Genomic DNA, 19,751 nt, shown 5'->3' on the forward strand with positions numbered 1-19,751 from the left:
AACCCAAGCTTACGGTAAAAAGAGATTGCCCTTGGGTTATGTTCCCAGACACCTAACCGTACAGGATCCGATCCCTTTGCCTCAAATTCAGCAAAGCACTTTTACATCAGTGCCTGTGCAAATCCTTTACCATGGTAGGGCTCATCGACATGCAGGCACAGAATTTCTCCGGCATGGATGCTATTGACACAGGGAGGAAACTCTTCCCACCTTAGTTGAGCGTGACTTTGTAGAGAAAACCTATGAGTTATAAATTCAATCAATTACAGGAAGGAAAAGTAAAGGAGTGGGAGGCCCTCTTTAGGAGAGCCATGAGTGGAAAAAATATTGTCAAAAGGAGTTATTATTAAATTAAAAACTAAGTTCATACCTATCAACTACACCATTTTTTATTCTATAAATAACATTGGATGAAATTGACTCAAAGTAAACACACCCAACTACTTGGATTATATTTATTAGTATGCAAAAACAAGAAACAATAAATAGTGACAGGGAGGTTGTGTTGTAGTTCATCAGGTAAATAATTTCGCCATAATACAATGGCCCACACATTGCGAGTGCTAATGATATAAATAAAAAACCTTTTGTTGCCTTTATTAGAAATATAGAGGCGTTTATTTGTTTTCTTATCTTTTCATCGCCTAAGAGATAAAGATTAAAATCTTGAGATTTTGTTGTGTCCACTGAGAAAATATTAAAAATATGTGGGTATATCAATGATATATCCTTTGTTTTCATAAGATTCATCATCTCTATTCTCCGAGTAACGAACAGTGAACCCAACCAAATAACCATGAATACAGGCATAACATAACTAGCTATTTTTGCTATACTTATCAATGATACACTAGATGCCATGTCACCTATTTTAAATGGGATAATTAAGGTTGATTCTATGTTGACTATCTCTATTTTTGAATTACTCTCATCCTTTATTTTTTCATCCAACCAGTTCATTGTATCATGATAGTTTGCGATTTTATTTTTTTCAGGGAGGGCCGATTCTATTTTATCCCTTACATTATAGCCCACACTTGATTTTTCAATCTCTTTTTTCAACACATCGTACATGAAGTAATTTAACTCGTTAATTGAGTTCACCTCATTAAGGTCTATTTCAATCAGGCTCTCATTTATTATTTTTTTCCTAATGGAGAAAAATTCATTTTCGATTTTTGATTTATAGCTTACTGTATCCCCCTCTGATTTGTTAAATCTTTCTCGAAAACCTAGAACATCCGACACGTTTTCATTAATAGCTGCAATTTGTTTTTCGATAAATTCTATTTTTTCTCTTTTTGCTTCGATTTGCTGTTTTATATCTTTGTATGAGGTTATTAAAGTAAATAGATTTTGGCTGCTTAATGTGATTAATAAGGAGCAGGTGAGGAAACTAAAAATAACAACAACAATACTCATATATAATAATCTATCAAATCTTTTTCCCAGTTCGTACAACCTATCCACTTTTTTTCTCACTTTCAAAGGCGATATAGATAGATTATATCATGCATTCATCTTTTGAACTAAACAATCTATATCAGATAACAGTTCTCTTCTCAGTTGTGTCCCTACTCTTTAGTGGCCCGTAGGCTCCAGAGATGAACATCGTGCGGGACTACCTCACAGTCAATTGTAAGCAGTAAAGAGGAACGAGAACCATTCATAGAGCCTAACACAGTAAATGCCGCATTGACTCCCACTACTCGGCACGATCAGCGTAAGATAATCGGAGTTTGCAGCACGGTGGCAAATGGAAAATGTGAAGGTAAAGAAAACGACATTACTAACTGACGGTTGTATCTAACCCTGGGGACAAGTCACCTTGAACCGATGGAAGCTCATTGTTCAGAAGCCGTGCTTCTCAGGGTTCTCCTGCAGTGGGTAGTTTGTACGATTTGCTCCTCCGGACATTACGGGCCAGAAAAGTTGAAAATTGAGACGATGTATCAGGTGCCTCAACGTCCGCTCATCGCTCATTTCGAACATGACAGATTTCTTTTGACCTTACTATTTTGATGCCTGGATTAGCTCCGGACCCTGGTTTTTTACATTACCCACGGCGCGCGTAACGGCATGCCAGATAAACTTGTCGGCTGGCACTACGCCGTCGGCGACTATCTCCTCAGCTTCTTTCCCGCCTATATCCTGCCGCATCCATTCCCGGGCCGCTTCTGGAGACAGAACCAGTGGACGGCGATCGTGAATGTCGACCAGGCCCTTATCAGCTGAAGACGTCACGATGAGAAATCCTTCTGCTTCATCGCCGCGTTCGAACGGCGTGCTGCCGATCGCCGCCATAAATATCGGCTGGCCGTCGGCACGGTGGATGAAGTAGGGCTGTTTCTTGCCGCCTTCTTTTTTCCATTCGAACCATCCATCGGCGAAGCATATCGCCCGGCCATGCTGCCACAACGGTTTAAACATTCTGCTGGTAGCCGCAGTCTCGACGCGCGCGTTTATAAGAGGTGCTTTATCCCACCACCCGGGTGCGTATGACCACAGGACAGGATCGAGGTGCAGCTGCTCGTCGCGTTCGCTCAGCAGCAGGACTTTTGTGCCGGGCGCAACGTTGTAGCGTCCAATTGGCTCAGGGTCATATGCGATGTCGCGATCGGCTTCATCGGCCAGGTAAGCAAGATATTCTTCACGGGTTTGTGCTTGTGCAAAACGTCCACACATAGAAACCTCCAGTCAGTCAGACTGAAAGTATAGGGCAGGGAGAAAAAACAGGTGCGCACCTAAACGTTATGATTTTGAAACAGGGGCATGATGATGAAAGTCAGCGAGGCGGTAAAGCGGGGCGTTGCGAAACTGGAAGGAGATACGCAAAAGAGGGAAAATTTCGGATCTGAAAGATCCCGAAGTTCACTCGTCGCTCACTCGAAAAAGATGGCAAAGGTTTGATCTTGAATGGATGTATTGGTAAGCATTGAAACCCGTATTTACCGGGTTTCTGACATGTAACTGTATGAATTATTTCAAAAAGGGCTAGTTGCAGCGGAAACAGGAATCGTATTCGGTCTCTTTTTATCTCTATGTTTCTCAAAAGGTTTTTTGGTTATGGACCGAAAACCCCGAGAATGGCTGGACAGTTCCCTATCCTTACTAAACCATAACATACTCAGGACCGCGTACGTCCAGGGTTTTTTGGCATCTTTGTTAAAAAATTGTGTCCTGGCGATCGCTGTGGAATCTTCGTCGGTGAAGTAAAGGCCCGGCCTGATAGTTAAATAATGAATTCCCTGAATTTATCTTTGTTGTTAACGATATACTCGGGGAAACTGTCTGCCGACAGCTCTTGCCTGATTAACTTCCTGTCTCGTCCCCAGATATCTTCGGCGTTTTTTATCACCTTCATGATATGTTCCGGGTTATTGAACTCAGGCAGATCGTATTCCGTGTGGGAGATGGTGGACATTTTTTCTGATATGCGTTCAGGGGTCATAACCCATGAGAAATGCCAGCCACTATTTTCAATGATGCGATTGTTAAGTTTGAACCAGTTCCATTTAAGCCAGGACCAGTTTTTGACGCTTCTGGTGCGTTTAAGATTTCTGAACGACTCAGGCTCGCCGCCAAAAAAATGAACGAGGTTTTTATATTTTGTGGCTCTCGGCAGTTTACATTTTCTTGGGGTGTTATCTGTATTAAAAACCTGCAGATTAAACTGATAATTATAAAAGTTTTGATAAAGCGTTGTGCAGAGTTTATTCGCGTTGATAGAGCCGATAACCTGTGGTGAAAAAATCTCGTCCACATCGGAAATTAAAATCAAATCATCATCTTTAGCACTTTTGAGGCCCTGCATGATGGCATTTCTCTGCGCGGCTTCATTCGCCCATGCATCCACCACCAGACCGTCCTGATGCTGATCGCCGCCGTCAGAGGCTTTCATGAGAGGTGTTTCATCATGCACAACATAAATAATTTTATCTTTAAAAGGACCGTATTTATTTATGTCAAAGTGAAGCTGTCGCTTTTTGCCGGTAAAGGTATGCGTTGACTCAACAATAACGAAGCGATCAACAACGCCTGCTAGCGTATTCAGCCTGATATCAAGAAGCATATCTTCATCGTAATACAAGAAGCAGTCGTAAATCATCATTAAAGTCCTTAAATTTGCGTCTACACTGCGCTTTTCCAACGCATTCGCTATTTTCATTTCGCGCAATGCTAACTGAGCACCCCTGGCATATGCAAGAGTGCTCTGCTTTATCATTCCTTTCTCAAACCGAGTGCATTCTCTGTGCTGAGAGCGAAAACGCTTGTCGCGATTAGAAATGGGACTTAACGGACGCCTCAATTTCATCAAGCAGTTCAAAGCGACGACGGTATTCAGCGCGTTTTTTACTGGCTATCTCGTCGAGGGATTTGCGCTCCATCTGCAGCGGCAGCTGCCAGCAGAAGGCGGAAAGTTTTTTTCCACCCAAAGAATCCCAGAATTCGTCATAGCTGGCGTGGAAATGACGGCCTTTGCTGAGGCGATAGCGCAGCGCGCGGAAAACGTGTCCCTCATCGCTGACGGCAAAAATGGCCCGAACAGATGACTGCGCTGCCAGCTGGAAAAGTACCTCCATCAGCACGCGCTTGGGAAACAGGCCATGGCAGGCGCGAGTTGCCAGTTTAATGGCATCTCGTGACACGCAGCGACGGGGGCCCTGAAGTCCGCCAATGACCACAACGGGCTGGCCATTGCTGCGGGCGACGCTAAAGGTCAGGCTGGCAAGAAGCGTATCCTCGTTGTCGCGCAGCCAGAGCGTACTCTCACCTTCACGCTCGGCTTTGCCAGCTGAGGACGCATTAACCGTGTAGGTCACGCCGTCTTTGACGTGGAACTCCGCAATAGGTTGTTCCTGCGCGCCGGTCATAGCCTGGGCAAGACGGCTCTCCTTCAGGCGATCGATCCAGTAGTAATGGTTAACGATAGCGTCGGCGCGATCGTTAGCCGTTAAGCCGCGCATCAGGTACTGCCGATGGGTCTTGCTGGGCAACGTAATTTGCGATGTCAGCAGTTTGTCGAAATCGTCACGGCCAGAGAGGGCTTCCAGCATACGGTGGGTGGAAGACCAAAAGAGCAGGGAACGTAAAAGGAACTTCAGTCGGTAGTCGCGTTTCCGCCAGATTGGCCCCGGGACGCGTTTGCCGTTCACCAGCTCGGAAATAATATTCGTGCGATGCGGATAGAAAACATCGTTATGTAGCTGTGTATTAGACACGTGAAGACCTCTCGTTTTTATCTCCCCTTATTCTAAGGAGCCAGTAAAAAGGGATTAAGAGCGCGCGGATCTTTATTTCTCTTTGGTTTACCGTTTGTTTTACTTTGTAAGGGCTGCGCTGATCTTCTTGCGCTTTTGACGGCGGCTATACTGTTAAAGGGAGGCCTTATGTATCAGCGAATAGAAGGTGGAGAGTGGCGTCACGTATGGGTTGTCAGCGACATACACGGCTGTTACCAGAGGCTCATGGAGGAACTGAAACGCCGTCATTTCAATCCTTATGAGGATTTACTTATTTCCGTTGGCGATCTGATCGATCGTGGTCCGGACAGCGTGAAATCATTGCAGCTCATCAATGAGAAATGGTTTCGAGCAGTGCGGGGCAATCATGAGCAAATGGCAATAGATAGCCTGGATAATAATGATTTTGCGCTCTGGACAATGAATGGCGGAATGTGGTTTTCGCGGCTTGAGCATGAAGAGCAGCAGCGGGCGCGCTCGTTACTTAACGCATGTCGTGCGTTACCGCATATTATCGAAATTACCTGCGCGAACGGGTTGAACGTTATTGCTCATGCTGATTACCCGGCGGAGGAATACCGCTGGGAAAAACCGGTAAGCGCCCAGCGCGTGTTATGGGATCGCGACCGCCTGATGGGGTTTATGGTGGGCAAAGGGCAGGGAATTAGCGGGGCGGATCACTTCTGGTTCGGACATACGCCCGTCGACAGAAGGTATGATTTTGACAATCTGCACTACATTGATACGGGGGCCGTATTTGACGGTTACTTTACGCTGGCTCAACTGCAGTAATAAATAACCCGCCTTCGGGCGGGTTCTCTTTAGGTCAGGCAAGACGCATGACCCAGGCATCGGTTTTACTATCGTAATGCTCACGGTAAAGGACAGAGTGTTCGCCATCAAGTATTGCCGGGACGCTGGTGTCTGCATCCCATGCATCGAGCTGCATGCACAAATCCGGGTCGGATTTGCAGGGAATACTTAACGTTCGATCGCCTTGTGCTTCGCCGCGCAGTTCTGCGTCGTCGATCTCAAAAGCGCCAATACGCACGCTGGTTTTCGTCATAGTGCTCTCCGGGTCGGTTGTCAAAATCTGGTATGACCAGTATGGGCATCCATTTTTGATCGTAGACAAGGAGAGCAAAATCGCCAGTAAAAAAATGCGATTTTTTCAGGCGGTGCGATCGTTACCGGTAAACAGTCGGCCATCCCGGACCAGTTCGCGTGGATAGCTGTTTTTAAGCCTTGAACCGACCTTTTTGGCCAGCCCCAGCGGGAATCCCTGATAGGTCACCACCACTTCATCTGCGGAAGGCGAGCTGTCAGGATAAACATCGCGGCCACGGTACCACTCTTCGGCTTCCTGATGCGTCAGGGCAAAGGTATTCTCGTGTCCGGCAAGCGCGATGACGGCCTCATGCTGCCAGCGATAGCCTTTATTATGCACTTCCGCCAGGCGGATCCCGATTCGGGAAAAACGGACCTTTCCGATGAGCGGTGCGATCTCTGCCGGGAACAACCATACCTCTTTATCACGCACCCAGAGTCGCAGGCTCTCATCCCAGACCAGGCCAACCTTTTCGGCGGCGGCGACAAGCTGTGCTGCATCGCGCCCTTTGAGGGGCGCAAACGGGAAATTGCCGACCTTAAATTTGGGGGCGGGCAGGGGAGCAACCGCCTGCGTTTTACGCAGGCGCGCCACAAAGAACCCTTCGCAGTCGTAAATCTGCGGGAACACGTGGAGGAAACCTTCCGGCGTGACCGCCTCCTGTGCCGAGGAAAACAGATCGTTAAGCGGCAGGAACTCGACCGCATCAGGGTATTGCGCTTTCAGCCACAGACAGACGTCTTCGTTTTCATCGCGGTTTAAGGTGCATGTTGAATAGACCAGCGTGCCGCCGGGGCGCAGGGCGTGGAACGCGCTGTCGATCAGCTCGCGCTGCGTGGCGGCGATCTCAAGATTGCTCTCCACGGACCAGTTCTTTAACGCATCGGGATCTTTACGCACTACCCCTTCACCGGAGCAGGGGGCATCCAGCAGGATGGCATCAAACATTTCCGGCAGGGCGGCGCCAAAGACGCGACCGTCGAAGTGCGTAAGAGCGACATTATGAATACCGCAGCGGCTGATATTGGCATGCAACACCTTCACGCGGCTGGCGGAAAATTCGTTGGCGAGGATTGCTCCGCGATTGCCCATGCGCGCGGCAATCTGCGTGGTTTTCGAACCGGGCGCGGCGGCGACATCCATCACGCGTTCAGGCGCGTTGCCGTCGGCGAACAGGGCGGCAACCGGTAGCATCGAGCTCGCTTCCTGAATATAAAACAGACCGCTCAGATGTTCTGCGGTACTTCCCAGCGGCACCGCGTCTTCGTCATCGCGGTCGATCCAGAATCCCTCTTCACACCACGGAACCGGCGTAAGCTGCCAGCCGTACGGAGAAACCAGCGTCAGAAAATCCTCGACGCTGATTTTCAGGGTGTTGACGCGAATGCTGCGGCGTAACGGACGCTGACAGGCGGCGATAAAATCGTCCAGCGACAGATGAGAGGGAAGCGCCTCGCGCATCTGCGCCAGGAATTGATCGGGAAGAAATACGGAGTTTTGAGCCACGAGCACACCACAGGGAAAAGTTCAGGTGCGCAGTGTAACATAAAGGCTCCGGTGCGTTGACACCGGAGCCTGTCAGATTAACGCGGCAGGGCCGTTCCCCATTCGCGCCACTCTTTCGGTTCGCTTTCCAGCAGCAGGAAGTGTTTACCCGGCTGCGCTTTCGGCGCCAGCGGCGTTCCCGGCGGGGTGGCAAACGCAATACCGCCGCGGATGAACTGGTTGAAGGTACCAGTTTTCACCACGCCACCCGTCAGGCCGAAGTCCAGCGAATAGCCGGATGCCAGCCAGAACACCGAGTTATTACGCACCAGATGCTGGTAACGCTCGCTGATGCGTAGCGCCACCATCACGCGGTCGGAGAGTGTGCCGAGCGTGAGGCCCGTTACCGTACCCACCTCAATGCCGCGGAACAACACCGGCGTACCGATGCCAAGCGAGCCCGCTTCCGGCACTTCCACTACAATGCTCAGGCCGCCAAGGTAGCGCGAGTCGGTAATGGTAGCTTCCTGCAGCTCGAAATCACGACGGGCTTTGCCCTGACCGGGCTCGACGTTGATGTAAGGCTGCAGAATGGTGTCGAGATGCTCAACGCCCGCGGCCGAAATCTGCGGGGTTACCACCGAGAAGCGGGAACCCGAGCGGGCGAAGGTCTGCACATATTCCGGATAAAGCACGGCGGTGGCCTGCACCTCGTTGCGCGAGGTGATGAGCGTCAGCTTCTGGATCTGCCCGATATCAATGCCCAGGTAGCGAATTGGCATGCCTTCCGCCAGCTTGCCGGCATCGAACGCATGCAGGGTAATCTGCCCACCCACGGCACGCGCGGCGGTTTCGGATGGGAAGAGAATGCGCTTATCGCCTTTACGCAGGTTCGCGCCCGCGCCGCTGAGGTTATCGAAGCTGATCGCCCCGCGCAGCGCGCGTGAGAGCGGGGAGGCCTGCACGGTCAGGCCGTTGCCGTTAAGCTGCACCTTCGCGCCGCCCTCGGCCCAGAAGACGCTGTTTGGGGTCAGCAGCTTGCGGTACTCGGGCTTGATATGCAGTTCGATATCAAACGCGTCCGCACGCGGGCGAACGGCGATCACCTCCCCAACCTCAAATTTGCGGTAGAGCACCACGGAGCCCGCCTGAACGTCAGGCAGCGTCTCGGCGCTTAAGGTCAGGGTCGTGGTTGGCATATCGCTCAGGCTGTTTTCAATCGCTTTGTCCAGGTTGGCGTACAGCGGGTAGCTGTCTCGAACGGCGCCTTTATTGCCCGGCAAAATGCGAATACCGCCGTTAACCCATTCGCTGGCGCTGGCGCCGAGGAACTCCACGCCGTCCAGACCCACCTTCACGTCGACGCGGCTGTTCACCACGAACTTACTGTCGCCATGGACGAGGTTGCTGTATTGCGGATCGATAGCTACCGAGAAGCTCACGCCATTTTCGGAGAGCGTTCGCTCCAGCACCTGACCCACCTGTACGCCGTGCAGAATCAGCGGCTGACCGGCCTCAATACCGTAACTTTCAGGCGCATTGAGCGTAACCGTCACGACGCCCGGTTTTTGTAGCAGCGCTTTATCCGCCGGGGCAATGACGAAGCTATTGCTGGGCTGACCTTCACCGGGGATCAGTTCAAAGGTATTTCCGGTCAGCAGCGTGCTGAGACTGGCATCGTTCAGAGAGAGTTTAGGGCTGCGCATCTCGATGCGCGTTTTCTCGCGCAGGAGATCGACCACGCTCGGATCGACCGTCATTTCGCCCGTGACCGAGCCGCCAGGGTTGAGCGTCATTTTGGTGAGCTGGCCGACCTGCAGCCCCTGGTACATCAGCGGCGTTGACCCCGCTTTCAGCCCTTTGGCATCAGGCAGAACGAGCTTAACGATCACGCCACGCTGGCTGTGCGCCAGATCCGGGTATAAACCGAACGTGTCATCGGCCGTGGCAGGGCTTGAGTTTTCCGGGGAGTCAAAGGCAATGGCACCGTTAACCAGGGCGGCCAGACTCTCAAGCTTCACTTTTGCACCGCTCAGACTGAGGTCGGCATCCACGCCGGACACGTTCCAGAAGCGGCTGCCTTTTTTCACCAGATTGGTGAAGCGACGCTCGATCAGCACATCAATGGTGACGCCCTGTTTATTCGGGTTGATGCTGTAATCGTACACGCGGCCAACCGGAATCTTGCGGAAGTAGACCAGCGAGCCGCTGTTCAGCGAGCCCAAATCCGGTGCCTGAAGATGGATCATCAGATCGCCGTTATTGAGGCGGTATTTCGGCTGCGTATCCAGCGCGACAAAGTGATCCTGCGGTTCACCCTTGCCCGGCATCATGCCGATGTAGTTGCCGCCAACCAGCGCATCCAGCCCGGACACGCCGGCCAGGGAGGCTTTCGGCGTCACCAGCCAGAACTGCGTTTCGCTGCGAAGAGCATCCTGCATGTCAGATTTAATACTGACCCGCACCTGAATCTTGTTAAGCCCTTTTCCAAGGGAGATGTCCTGAACCGTACCGACTTCGACCCCCTGAAAACGAACGGGGGTTCGTCCGGCGACGATGCCGTCGGCGGTCTGAAAATCAATGGTGACGGTACTGCCGCGATCTTCATAGCTCGTCCAGATAAGCCAGCCTGCAATCATCAGGGCGATGACAGGCAGCAACCAGAATGGCGAAATGCGGCGTTTAGTTTTAATTCTCGCTTCAGTCGGCGAAGCGGGGGTTTCCTGACTCATGTGCATCCCAAAGTAAGCGGCTATCCAGCCATTCCACAGCAAGAATAGTCAATATCACCGCAGAGCCGAAATAAAAAGCCGCGGGTCCCATAGTAAAAGCAAGAAGCTGGTCGCGATTGATCAGCGACATCATCAGCGAAATCACAAACAGATCCAGCATTGACCAGCGGCCAATCCAGGTGACGAATCGCAGAAGCAGAATACGGGTACGTAAACCTTGTTCACACTTAAAGTGAATGCTGACGAGCAGGGTAAACATCACCACCACTTTGGTAAAGGGAACCAGGATACTGGCAATAAAGACGATGGCCGCCACCCCAACGTTACTGTGCGCAAGGGAGATAATACCGGAGAGGATAGTATCCTCCTGACGGCCACCGTTCACGTAAATAATGGATATCGGCAGCATATTGGCCGGGAACAGAAACACCAGGGAGGCAATCAGCGCCGCCCAGCATTTTTGCAGGCTGTTGTTGCGTCGTAACCTCAACGGTATGTGGCAGCGCGGGCAGCGTCCACGCTTGTCGGGCAACCCGGTGTAATGGCATCCCAGACAGACGCGGAGGTTTTCATCCGGGCGGGTGGCAGGGCGCTGCGGGTAAAAACGCTCCCAAAGCTGCTCAACGTTCAGGTGGATCAGTGTCAGGATGCTGAGCAATACCAGGCAGATAAAGGCAAAAAGCCCGACGCCCGGCTGCAGAAAGGCATAGTCCTGCACCTTGATTGATGCCACGCCCACGCCCACCAGATAGATATCCAGCATGACCCACTCTTTAAGCTTTTCCAGCATCAGCAATACCGGACGCAGGTTCATTCCCAGGATGTTACCAAACCACAGGTAGGCAATGGCTGCAACCAGCACCAGCGGCGCGCCGACAACGCAGAACAGTACCATGGCGGCGGTGAGAGGATCGCCCTGGCTCGTCATCTGCCAGATACCCTGCAGCACGTTGGCGTCAATGCGCACACCAAGCAGGTAAAGCTTCAGAAGCGGTTCGGTCCAGGCGAAAGGCATCAGCAGCAGCATGGTAACGGCCATAGCGGCAAGGCGGGTTAACGACCAGTCGCGGCCGTCACGAATTTTAGCGTCGCAGCGGGGACAAAAGGCGCTTTGGTGCGATTTCATCTTCGGCAACATAAAAAGCGTATCGCACTGGGGGCAACGCTGATAATGTGCACGAGGCAAAGCGTCGCTTACCGTATGGACAGTTATCTTTTTTGTCGGCGTAATTTTGGTTGTTTTTAAGGCCATCAGCTGCGCGCAAATAAGTATTGTTGAACGTTATATTAACTCATGAACGGATTCATCTTGAGCATGAGCGCATTTATTGCTTATTTTAATAGGCTATGCGGTAATTTTGTAAGACAACTAAGTGATTGAATAATGAACAAAACAGAATTCTACGCGGATCTGAACCGCGATTTTAAGGCATTGATGGCAGGTGAAACCAGCTTCTTAGCCACTCTGGCAAATACTAGCGCATTGCTGTTCGAACGGCTATCCGATGTGAACTGGGCTGGCTTTTATCTCCTGGAAGGTGAAACGCTGGTGCTGGGTCCGTTTCAGGGCAAACTGGCCTGCGTGCGTATTCCGGTAGGGCGCGGCGTATGCGGTACCGCGGTGGCCGAGAATCAGGTTCAGCGCGTGGAAGATGTTCATGCGTTTGACGGGCATATCGCCTGTGATGCTGCCAGCAATTCAGAGATCGTTCTGCCGCTGGTGGTAAAAAATCAGATTATTGGCGTTCTGGATATCGACAGTACGGTCTTCAGTCGCTTTACAACCGAGGATGAACAGGGGCTGCGCGAGCTGGTGGCGAATCTGGAAAACGTCCTCGCTGCAACCGATTATCAAAAATTCTTTGCGAGCGTCGCAGGATAATCAACGGATAACGTAGCATTTACTGATAGCGTCATTATAATGACGCCTGTTCATGCCTGCGCTTGTTGGCAACGTCCGTTGTAATCAGGAAATTTCATGGAAAATCAACCTAAGTTGAATAGCAGTAAAGAAGTTATCGCATTTCTGGCCGAGCGTTTCCCGCAGTGCTTCAGCGCGGAAGGTGAAGCACGTCCCCTGAAAGTCGGTATTTTTCAGGATCTGGTAGCGCGTGTTGAAGGGGAAATGAACCTTAGCAAAACTCAGCTGCGTTCTGCCTTACGTCTTTATACTTCGAGCTGGCGTTACCTGTACGGTATCAAACCGGGCGCGACCCGCGTGGATCTCGACGGCAACCCTTGTGGCGAGCTGGACGAGCAGCACGTAGAACACGCGCGCAAGCAGCTGGAAGAAGCCAAAGCACGCGTTCAGGCACAACGTGCAGAACAGCAGGCGAAAAAACGCGAAGCCGCAGCGGCAAACGGCCAGGAAGAAGCGCCTCGTCGTGAGCGTAAACCACGTCCTGCGCCGCGTCGTCACGACAATAACGATCGCAAACCGCGTGCAGACAAACCAGCAGCGAAAGCCCCTCGTGCGCCTCGTGAAGAGCAGCGCCATACTCCGGTTTCTGACATTAACGCCCTGAGCGTGGGTCAGGCTCTGAAAGTAAAAGCGGGCAACAACGCAATGGACGCCACCGTACTGGAAATCACCAAAGATGGCGTTCGTGTACAGCTGACTTCTGGTATGTCAATGATTGTACGCGCAGAACACTTGTTGTTCTGAAACGGAGGCCAAGCCTGGCATGAACACTTTTTTTAAGCTCACCGCGCTGGCGGGCCTGTTTGCCATAACAGGTCACGCTTTCGCAGTGGACGATATCACGCGTGTTGATCAAATTCCGGTACTCAAGGAAGAGACGCAGCACGCGACGGTAAGCGAGCGTGTAACCTCTCGCTTTACCCGCTCGCACTATCGTCAGTTCGATCTCGATCAGGCCTTTTCGGCCAAAATCTTTGACCGCTATCTGAACTTGCTGGATTACAGCCATAACGTTTTGCTCGCCAGCGATGTCGAGCAGTTCGCTAAGCGCAAATCCGAGGTGGGTGATGAGCTGCGGTCAGGCAAGCTGGATCTGTTCTACGATCTCTACAACCTGTCGCAGAAGCGCCGCTTTGAACGCTATCAGTACGCGCTCAAAGTGCTGGAACGTCCAATGGACTTCACCGGCAACGACACCTTTAATCTCGATCGCAGCAAAGCGCCCTGGCCGAAAGACGAAGCCGAGCTGAACGCGCTGTGGGATGGAAAGGTCAAATACGACGAGCTAAGCCTCAAGCTGACCGGCAAAGATGAAAAAGAGATCCGCGACACGCTGACGCGTCGTTACAAATTTGCCATTCGCCGTCTGGCGCAGACCAACAGTGAGGATGTTTTCTCACTGGCGATGACCGCCTTTGCGCACGAAATCGATCCGCACACCAACTATCTCTCTCCACGTAATACCGAACAGTTCAATACTGAGATGAGCCTGTCTCTGGAAGGTATTGGCGCGGTACTGCAAATGGATGATGACTACACGGTGATCAACTCCATGGTCGCGGGCGGCCCGGCATCCAAAAGCAAAGCGATAAGCGTAGGCGATCGCATTGTGGGGGTAGGACAAACCGGTCAGAGCATGGTTGATGTCATTGGCTGGCGTCTGGACGATGTGGTTGCGCTGATCAAAGGTCCGAAAGGCAGCAAAGTTCGTCTGGAAATTCTGCCTGCCGGTAAAGGCACCAAAACCCGTATCGTGACCCTGACCCGCGAGCGTATCCGTCTGGAAGACCGCGCGGTGAAAATGTCGGTGAAAACCGTGGGTAAAGAGAAGGTGGGTGTCCTGGATATCCCTGGCTTCTACGTGGGGCTGACCGACGATGTAAAAGTTCAGCTGCAGAAACTTGAGAAGCAGAACGTGAGCAGTGTCATCATCGACCTGCGCACGAACGGTGGCGGTGCGCTGACCGAAGCGGTGTCGCTCTCAGGCCTGTTTATCCCGTCTGGCCCGGTTGTACAGGTGCGCGATAACAACGGTAAAGTTCGTGAAGATGCTGATAACGACGGTGTGGTCTATTACAAAGGCCCGCTGGTGGTCCTGGTTGACCGCTTCAGCGCGTCCGCATCTGAAATCTTTGCCGCTGCAATGCAGGACTATGGCCGCGCGCTAATCGTGGGTGAGCCCACCTTCGGCAAAGGTACTGTTCAGCAGTATCGCTCGCTGAACCGTATTTACGATCAGATGCTGCGTCCGGAATGGCCTGCGCTGGGCTCCGTTCAGTACACCATTCAGAAGTTCTACCGCGTTAACGGCGGCAGTACGCAGCGTAAAGGCGTAACGCCGGATATCATGATGCCGACCGGCACGGAAGAGACCGAAACCGGCGAGAAGTTTGAAGATAACGCGTTGCCGTGGGACAGCATCAATGCTGCGACATTCGTGAAGGCGGGTGATATGACGCAGTTTGGCCCTGAACTGCTGAAAGCGCATAATGAACGCATCGCGAAAGATCCGGAATTCCAGTACATCATGAAGGACATTGCGCGTTTCAATGCCCTGAAAGATAAGCGGAATATTGTTTCTCTGAACTACGCTCAGCGTGAAAAAGAGAACAACGAGGACGACGCAACGCGTCTGGCGCGTATCAACGATCGCTTCAAGCGAGAAGGTAAGCCTCTGCTCAAGAAACTGGACGATCTGCCAAAAGATTACCAGGAGCCGGATCCGTACCTGGACGAGACGGTGCATATCGCGCTCGACCTGGCGAATCTGGAAAAAGAGAAGCCTGCCGTACAGCCCGCTCCGGCAAAATAATCTCCCAACAGGCACAAGAAATTGTGCCTGTTTCTTTTTGTTCTGCATCCTTCCGTCAGGCTGATTTCCAATTGTGTAAAGTTGTGTCTTTCTGGTGACTTACGCCCACCGGATGCTTGAAAATAGCCGTAATACCCATACGATGTGGGTAATCGCATAGTGCGTTTTGTTAAACTGAGGTTAAAAGAAAATTATGATGCGAATCGCGCTCTTCCTGCTCACCAACCTGGCGGTGATGGTGGTTTTCGGGCTAGTGCTAAGCCTGACGGGAATTCAGTCGAGCAGCGTTCAGGGTCTGTTGATTATGGCACTGCTGTTTGGTTTTGGTGGCTCTTTCATTTCCCTGCTGATGTCAAAGTGGATGGCGCTGAAATCCGTAGGCGGTGAGGTGATTGAACAGCCGCGTAACGACATGGAACAGTGGCTGATGAATACGGTGGCACAGCAGTCTAAGCAGGCAGGCATTGCGATGCCGCAGGTTGCTATTTACCATGCCCCGGATATTAACGCGTTTGCTACGGGTGCCCGTCGTGATGCGTCGCTGGTTGCCGTGAGCACCGGGTTGTTGCAGAACATGAGCCGTGACGAAGCCGAAGCGGTTATCGCGCACGAAATCAGCCATATCGCCAACGGTGACATGGTGACCATGACCCTGATTCAGGGTGTGGTGAACACCTTCGTTATCTTCATCTCCCGTATCCTGGCGCAGATTGCGGCTGGCTTCATGGGTGGCAACCGTGATGAAGGTGAAGAGAGCAACGGTAATCCGCTGATCTACTTCGCCGTATCGATGGTGCTGGAACTGGTGTTCGGTATTCTGGCCAGCATTATCACCATGTGGTTCTCCCGTCACCGTGAGTTCCATGCGGATGCTGGTTCAGCGAAGCTGGTAGGGCGTGAAAAGATGATAGCTGCTCTGCAGCGTCTGAAAACCAGCTACGAGCCGCAAGAAGCGAACAGCATGATGGCATTCTGCATCAACGGCAAATCAAAGTCGCTGAGCGAGCTGTTTATGTCTCACCCGCCGCTGGATAAACGTATTGAAGCGCTGCGCAGTGGGGAATACCTGAAGTAACGCTAAGTGCTTAAATAAGCCGGGCAGGAGAAGACTCCGCCCGGCTTTTTTTATGCCTGAACGCCGGGTTGGGTCACGCGCAACCCGCTGACGATGGCTGCAAGGGTGGCAAGCGCACCTGCGGTGAGAAGCGCAACGTGGTTGCCGTTTTGCCCGGCAAGGTTAAACATCAGGGCAACCAGCGCCGCACCGGTGCTTTGCCCCAGCAGACGCGCGGTCCCCAACATGCCGCTGGCCCCTCCGCTGCGGTGGCGCGGCGCAGAGGTAATAATGGTGTGGTTGTTGGGGGACTGAAACAGGCCAAACCCGGCTCCGCACAGAATCATGCGCCAGATGATGTCCAGATCCCCTGGCGATGATGGAAGCAGCGCCAGCGCGAAAAGACCTGTTGCCATCACGGCCAGCCCCACCGCGCCCAACAAACCGGCATGTACACGTTCTATTAAATAACCTGCCAGGGGTGCCATCACCATCGTCGCCAGCGGCCAGGGGGTTAACAGCAGCCCGGTCTCCACTTCGGAACGTCCTATCACGCTTTGCAGGAAGAAGGGCAGAGAAACCAGAGCCAGCATCTGGGCGCAGAATGAGCAGACGGAGGTGCAGATGGAAAGCGAAAAGAGGGGAATACGCAGCAGATCGACCGGCAGTAAGGGCACCGGCAGGGAAAGCTGGCGGCGAACAAAGAAGAAGCCCGTCACCAGCAGGGCAGCAAGCTCCACGGCGGTTAGCATCAGGGATTGGCCCTGCGCAAAACCGCTCAGGGCGGTAATCAGCAGACCAAAGGTGAGCGCATTCATCACCGCGCTTGCTACGTCAAAGCGCGGCATGGTGCTTTTCGGGCCGTTAGCGGGGAGAAATCGCAGGGCAAAGAAGATGGCCACGATACCCAGCGGCACGTTTATGGCGAACAGCCACTGCCACGAGGCGACAGAAAGAATGGCCGCTGCAATCGTTGGCCCGGCGGCAGAAGAGACCGCGACAATAAACGAATTTATCCCCATGCCGCGGCCCAGATGGCGGTGCGGATAGATTAAGCGGATTAGCGCCGTATTGACGCTCATCAGCGCCGCGCCGCCAAAACCTTGCGCGATGCGCGCCAGCGTCAGCGTATGCAGAGAGTCCGAAAGGGCGCACAGCAGTGATGTAAAGGTAAATACCACCAGCCCGCACTGATATACCCGACGGTAGCCGAACATATCGCCCAGAAAAGAGAAGGAGAGCAGGGAAACCACAATCGCAATCTGATAGGCGTTAACAATCCATATCGAACTGGCCGGGGAAGCATGCAGATCGGTGGCAATGGTGGGAAGGGCAACGTTCGCAATCGCGCCGTCAAGAACGGCCATTGAGATACCAATAATAATCGTAGCGATAGCGCCATACCGCTGGGGCAAAGGCAGGCCATCGGAAAGGTTCTTTTCCATCGGGGATAAATAGCTCAGAGTGAAATTATTCTCAGGGTAACTATTTTAACATCGTTAACACCGTTTTATGTCGCAGATTTGTAACGAAGTAAACGCGGATTGATTGCAGGTAACATGACGGGAATTTATAATAAAAACCGGTTCTGATTTTTATAAAACACTCTCTATGAGGTGGTAAATGGCAATTGCGGATTTGGATAAACAGCCAGATTCAGTTTCTTCCGTGCTGAAAGTGTTTGGCATCTTACAGGCGCTCGGGGAAGAGCGTGAAATTGGTATCACAGAGTTGTCACAGCGCGTGATGATGTCGAAAAGCACCGTTTACCGCTTTTTGCAAACCATGAAATCACTGGGTTACGTTGCACAGGAAGGCGAATCTGAAAAATATTCTCTGACGCTGAAACTGTTTGAACTGGGTGCCCGGGCATTGCAAAACGTGGATCTGATCCGCAGCGCGGATATTCAGATGCGCGAGATCTCCCGCCTGACCAAAGAGACTATCCACCTGGGCGCGCTGGATGAAGACAGTATTGTTTACATCCATAAAATTGACTCCATGTATAACCTGCGTATGTATTCGCGCATTGGTCGTCGCAACCCGCTTTACAGCACGGCAATCGGTAAGGTTCTGCTGGCGTGGCGCGATCGTGAAGAAGTTAAACAGATCCTCGATGGCGTGGAGTACAAACGCAGCACTGAACGCACCATTACTAACACCGATGAGTTATTAACGGTGCTCGACAAGGTGCGTGAGCAAGGGTACGGCGAAGATAACGAAGAGCAGGAAGAAGGACTGCGCTGTATTGGTGTTCCGGTGTTTGACCGTTTTGGCGTCGTGATCGCAGGGTTGAGCATCTCTTTCCCAACGCTTCGCTTCTCGGAAGAGCGCCTGCACGAGTACGTGGCTATTCTGCATACCGCCGCGCGTAAGATTTCTGAACAGATGGGTTACCACGACTATCCGTTCTAACCCCGGTTAGCATAAAAAAAACGCCGCATCTTTGCGGCGTTTTTTATTCGTCGTTAACGCTGTGGCTCAGCCATTATCAATCACGACGGAGGTCTTACGCAGTACCGGGCAGTTGGTTAACCCAATGATCCCGCTATCCGAATGGAGATACTGCGCCGTGCTGACTCCCTGTGCTGTTAAATACTTACATTGAATGCCTAACCCTGCGGCGTTTTCGGTGCTTCCCACCAGCACGCCATAACCCGTTAAAAGAAGGCCAATCCAGAGTATCGCCAGTGCAACAATTGTACGAATAATTAAGCGCATTATTACCTCTTTATCATTGTTATCATGATGCTAGCCTAACCGGTTTACGTAATGAAACAAGTGCAGGATTCTGAAAAGAGCCTGATGGCGCTACAGTTAGTCCTTGTTTAAGATAACCGTGATAACCTGGTCATATCAGGTCTGTAAACGGAGTGTGGAGTGAAAAAAATACGCTGGGTGATTCTGATTATCGTGCTGATAGCGTGCGTGGTATTGTGGACGCAGACTATCAACGTGATGTGCGATCAGGATGTACAGTTTTTTAGCGGCGTTTGCGCAATCAATAAGTTTATTCCGTGGTAGCACGCATTTTTTCTTCAGGTGATTTCCTTCCTTCGCGCCAGTGGTAAAATAGACGTTTTTATTGAGGTGGTGAAATGGGTGAGTTACTGAATTCAGGGCTGCTAAATATGGCATCCCTGACGATCTCTTTGGTTGTTCTGCTGGTGGGGCTGGTCATTTGGTTTTTCGTAAACCGTGCCAGTTCACGTACCAATGAGCAGATCGAACTGCTGGAAGCGCTGCTTGAGCAGCAAAAACGGCAGAATGCACTGTTGCGTCGTCTGTGCGAGGCTAACGAGCCGGAAGAAAAAGAAGCACAAAAAGAAGCGGTCGCTGACGAGAACAACGATCAAGACGATTTTATCCGCCTGGTGGCTGAGCGTTAATCGTATT

18 protein-coding genes are annotated in these 19,751 nt (G+C 51.7%); 8 read left to right on the forward strand and 10 right to left on the reverse strand.

What is annotated here, in order from left to right:
• Positions 1-351 precede the first annotated feature (351 nt).
• From HBA26_RS09025 to HBA26_RS09040, 4 genes are all read right to left on the reverse strand, one after another.
• Complete coding sequence (locus tag HBA26_RS09025; RefSeq protein WP_166720889.1) at positions 352-1,422, reverse strand: hypothetical protein; 1,071 nt, start codon at positions 1,420-1,422, stop codon at positions 352-354.
• Between the two features lie 591 nt (positions 1,423-2,013).
• The gene (locus HBA26_RS09030; RefSeq protein ID WP_166720890.1) at positions 2,014-2,685 is read right to left on the reverse strand and encodes an SOS response-associated peptidase; all 672 of its coding nucleotides are present in this window, start codon (positions 2,683-2,685) and stop codon (positions 2,014-2,016) included.
• 547 nt (positions 2,686-3,232) lie between these two features.
• Positions 3,233-4,108 (reverse strand): benzoate transporter, encoded by an 876-nt coding sequence (locus HBA26_RS09035; RefSeq protein ID WP_028013549.1) that lies wholly within the window; start codon positions 4,106-4,108, stop codon positions 3,233-3,235.
• Positions 4,109-4,280: 172 nt separating this feature from the next.
• Positions 4,281-5,222: a VirK/YbjX family protein gene (locus HBA26_RS09040; protein WP_028013548.1), complete on the reverse strand. Its 942-nt coding sequence runs from the start codon at positions 5,220-5,222 to the stop codon at positions 4,281-4,283.
• A 168-nt stretch (positions 5,223-5,390) separates the two neighbouring features.
• On the opposite strand from HBA26_RS09040, the gene pphA reads away from it, so the two are divergent.
• Positions 5,391-6,035 carry a protein-serine/threonine phosphatase gene (gene pphA / locus HBA26_RS09045; protein ID WP_041909471.1) on the forward strand — a complete coding sequence of 215 codons (645 nt, stop codon included), beginning with the start codon at positions 5,391-5,393 and terminating at the stop codon, positions 6,033-6,035.
• 34 nt (positions 6,036-6,069) lie between these two features.
• On the opposite strand, the gene HBA26_RS09050 is transcribed toward pphA, so the two are convergent.
• The 4 genes from HBA26_RS09050 to yebS form a co-directional block, all read right to left on the reverse strand.
• Complete coding sequence (locus tag HBA26_RS09050) at positions 6,070-6,309, reverse strand: YebV family protein (protein WP_008500472.1); 240 nt, start codon at positions 6,307-6,309, stop codon at positions 6,070-6,072.
• 105 nt (positions 6,310-6,414) lie between these two features.
• Positions 6,415-7,863 carry a 16S rRNA (cytosine(1407)-C(5))-methyltransferase RsmF gene (rsmF, locus tag HBA26_RS09055; protein WP_206512923.1) on the reverse strand — a complete coding sequence of 483 codons (1,449 nt, stop codon included), beginning with the start codon at positions 7,861-7,863 and terminating at the stop codon, positions 6,415-6,417.
• A 71-nt stretch (positions 7,864-7,934) separates the two neighbouring features.
• The gene (locus tag HBA26_RS09060) at positions 7,935-10,568 is read right to left on the reverse strand and encodes a PqiB family protein (RefSeq protein ID WP_045260305.1); all 2,634 of its coding nucleotides are present in this window, start codon (positions 10,566-10,568) and stop codon (positions 7,935-7,937) included.
• Complete coding sequence (gene yebS / locus HBA26_RS09065) at positions 10,537-11,820, reverse strand: membrane integrity lipid transport subunit YebS (RefSeq protein WP_041909475.1); 1,284 nt, start codon at positions 11,818-11,820, stop codon at positions 10,537-10,539. Before yebS ends, HBA26_RS09060 begins: the two co-directional genes overlap by 32 nt.
• Before the next feature lie 132 nt (positions 11,821-11,952).
• Here yebS and HBA26_RS09070 point away from each other — a divergent pair, with 132 nt between their 5' ends.
• The 4 genes from HBA26_RS09070 (at position 11,953) to htpX (ending at position 16,376) form a co-directional block, all read left to right on the forward strand.
• On the forward strand, positions 11,953-12,450 hold the full coding sequence (locus HBA26_RS09070) for a GAF domain-containing protein (RefSeq protein ID WP_008500476.1): 498 nt from the start codon (positions 11,953-11,955) through the stop codon (positions 12,448-12,450).
• Positions 12,451-12,546: 96 nt separating this feature from the next.
• The gene (gene proQ / locus HBA26_RS09075; protein ID WP_028013543.1) at positions 12,547-13,233 is read left to right on the forward strand and encodes an RNA chaperone ProQ; all 687 of its coding nucleotides are present in this window, start codon (positions 12,547-12,549) and stop codon (positions 13,231-13,233) included.
• Positions 13,234-13,252: 19 nt separating this feature from the next.
• A complete protein-coding gene (gene prc / locus HBA26_RS09080; RefSeq protein ID WP_028013542.1) occupies positions 13,253-15,301 on the forward strand; it encodes a carboxy terminal-processing peptidase in 2,049 nt (682 codons plus the stop codon).
• Between the two features lie 193 nt (positions 15,302-15,494).
• A complete protein-coding gene (htpX, locus tag HBA26_RS09085; protein ID WP_010432647.1) occupies positions 15,495-16,376 on the forward strand; it encodes a protease HtpX in 882 nt (293 codons plus the stop codon).
• Positions 16,377-16,426: 50 nt separating this feature from the next.
• On the opposite strand, the gene HBA26_RS09090 is transcribed toward htpX, so the two are convergent.
• Positions 16,427-17,800 carry an MFS transporter gene (locus HBA26_RS09090; RefSeq protein ID WP_126345751.1) on the reverse strand — a complete coding sequence of 458 codons (1,374 nt, stop codon included), beginning with the start codon at positions 17,798-17,800 and terminating at the stop codon, positions 16,427-16,429.
• A gap of 178 nt (positions 17,801-17,978) precedes the next feature.
• On the opposite strand from HBA26_RS09090, the gene kdgR reads away from it, so the two are divergent.
• Positions 17,979-18,770, forward strand: a complete 792-nt coding sequence (gene kdgR, locus HBA26_RS09095) for a DNA-binding transcriptional regulator KdgR (RefSeq protein WP_014884288.1) — start codon at positions 17,979-17,981, stop codon at positions 18,768-18,770.
• Positions 18,771-18,836: 66 nt separating this feature from the next.
• On the opposite strand, the gene HBA26_RS09100 is transcribed toward kdgR, so the two are convergent.
• Positions 18,837-19,076 carry a YobH family protein gene (locus HBA26_RS09100; protein WP_041909477.1) on the reverse strand — a complete coding sequence of 80 codons (240 nt, stop codon included), beginning with the start codon at positions 19,074-19,076 and terminating at the stop codon, positions 18,837-18,839.
• A 159-nt stretch (positions 19,077-19,235) separates the two neighbouring features.
• Here HBA26_RS09100 and mgrB point away from each other — a divergent pair, with 159 nt between their 5' ends.
• Both mgrB and HBA26_RS09110 read left to right on the forward strand, forming a co-directional pair.
• Positions 19,236-19,379, forward strand: a complete 144-nt coding sequence (gene mgrB / locus HBA26_RS09105; protein ID WP_006175995.1) for a PhoP/PhoQ regulator MgrB — start codon at positions 19,236-19,238, stop codon at positions 19,377-19,379.
• A gap of 74 nt (positions 19,380-19,453) precedes the next feature.
• Positions 19,454-19,744: a YebO family protein gene (locus HBA26_RS09110; RefSeq protein ID WP_047364849.1), complete on the forward strand. Its 291-nt coding sequence runs from the start codon at positions 19,454-19,456 to the stop codon at positions 19,742-19,744.
• Positions 19,745-19,751 lie beyond the last annotated feature (7 nt).

The sequence above is a fragment of the Enterobacter sp. 725m/11 genome (genome assembly GCF_011683705.1).
Lineage (GTDB): Bacteria > Pseudomonadota > Gammaproteobacteria > Enterobacterales > Enterobacteriaceae > Enterobacter > Enterobacter bugandensis.

What these genes read in the sequence shown, in the direction of transcription:
- prc (WP_028013542.1), top strand. Translation starts at nt 13,253, where the DNA reads ATGAACACTTTTTTTAAGCTCACCGCGCTGGCGGGCCTGTTTGCCATA.
- HBA26_RS09030 (WP_166720890.1), bottom strand. Translation starts at nt 2,685, where the DNA reads ATGTGTGGACGTTTTGCACAAGCACAAACCCGTGAAGAATATCTTGCT.
- kdgR (WP_014884288.1), top strand. Translation starts at nt 17,979, where the DNA reads ATGGCAATTGCGGATTTGGATAAACAGCCAGATTCAGTTTCTTCCGTG.
- HBA26_RS09060 (WP_045260305.1), bottom strand. Translation starts at nt 10,568, where the DNA reads ATGAGTCAGGAAACCCCCGCTTCGCCGACTGAAGCGAGAATTAAAACT.
- yebS (WP_041909475.1), bottom strand. Translation starts at nt 11,820, where the DNA reads ATGGCCTTAAAAACAACCAAAATTACGCCGACAAAAAAGATAACTGTC.
- htpX (WP_010432647.1), top strand. Translation starts at nt 15,495, where the DNA reads ATGATGCGAATCGCGCTCTTCCTGCTCACCAACCTGGCGGTGATGGTG.
- HBA26_RS09100 (WP_041909477.1), bottom strand. Translation starts at nt 19,076, where the DNA reads ATGCGCTTAATTATTCGTACAATTGTTGCACTGGCGATACTCTGGATT.
- HBA26_RS09090 (WP_126345751.1), bottom strand. Translation starts at nt 17,800, where the DNA reads ATGGAAAAGAACCTTTCCGATGGCCTGCCTTTGCCCCAGCGGTATGGC.
- HBA26_RS09025 (WP_166720889.1), bottom strand. Translation starts at nt 1,422, where the DNA reads ATGAGTATTGTTGTTGTTATTTTTAGTTTCCTCACCTGCTCCTTATTA.
- HBA26_RS09035 (WP_028013549.1), bottom strand. Translation starts at nt 4,108, where the DNA reads ATGATTTACGACTGCTTCTTGTATTACGATGAAGATATGCTTCTTGAT.
- proQ (WP_028013543.1), top strand. Translation starts at nt 12,547, where the DNA reads ATGGAAAATCAACCTAAGTTGAATAGCAGTAAAGAAGTTATCGCATTT.
- pphA (WP_041909471.1), top strand. Translation starts at nt 5,391, where the DNA reads ATGTATCAGCGAATAGAAGGTGGAGAGTGGCGTCACGTATGGGTTGTC.
- HBA26_RS09050 (WP_008500472.1), bottom strand. Translation starts at nt 6,309, where the DNA reads ATGACGAAAACCAGCGTGCGTATTGGCGCTTTTGAGATCGACGACGCA.
- HBA26_RS09070 (WP_008500476.1), top strand. Translation starts at nt 11,953, where the DNA reads ATGAACAAAACAGAATTCTACGCGGATCTGAACCGCGATTTTAAGGCA.
- HBA26_RS09110 (WP_047364849.1), top strand. Translation starts at nt 19,454, where the DNA reads ATGGGTGAGTTACTGAATTCAGGGCTGCTAAATATGGCATCCCTGACG.